Origin of the sequence: Neisseria sp. WLZKY-1 (genome assembly GCF_046546535.1) — a bacterium.
Lineage (GTDB): Bacteria > Pseudomonadota > Gammaproteobacteria > Burkholderiales > Neisseriaceae > Neisseria.
Window position 1 is genome coordinate 1 of record NZ_JBKGTW010000130.1, and the last position, 458, is coordinate 458.

At 45.2% G+C, this 458-nt stretch carries 1 protein-coding gene and 1 pseudogene; one reads left to right on the top strand and one right to left on the bottom strand.

The genetic code is table 11. The features are described 5' to 3' along the window. Positions 1 to 329 (top strand): IS1595 family transposase (locus ACLD9W_RS12510; RefSeq protein ID WP_410842303.1); only part of this gene is annotated, 329 nt, incomplete at its 5' end. Between the two features lie 36 nt (positions 330 to 365). Here ACLD9W_RS12510 and ACLD9W_RS12515 read toward each other — a convergent pair. Further along, positions 366 to 458 (bottom strand): annotated as a pseudogene (locus ACLD9W_RS12515) (IS5/IS1182 family transposase); the annotation flags it as partial.

Genomic DNA, 458 nt, shown 5'->3' on the forward strand with positions numbered 1-458 from the left:
ATGCCAAGTCCGAAACGTTACTCCCTGCCATCAAAAAGAAAATCATGCCGGACAGCATTGTTTATACCGATAGTCTGAGCAGTTACGACAAGTTGGACGTGCGCGGTTTCATCCATTACCGCATCAACCATTCCAAGAAATTTGCAGACCGCCAGAACCACATCAACGGCATTGAGAATTTTTGGAATCAGGCGAAACGCGTCTTGCGCAAATACAACGGAATCGATCGCAAATCTTTCCCGTTGTTCTTGAAAGAATGCGAATTTCGGTTTAACTTCGGCACACCGTCCCGGCAGCTAAAAATCTTGCGGGAGTGGTGTGAAATTTAGGGCTAATCTAGGGTCTGTTGACATTAAAGCCAGCCTTAAAACCGTAGCAGCCAGATAAATGTTGGCAGCAAAAGATTCATCCGTCTTTTCACAACGCATCGCAATCTTTTTAAACTCCTTTATCCGGCA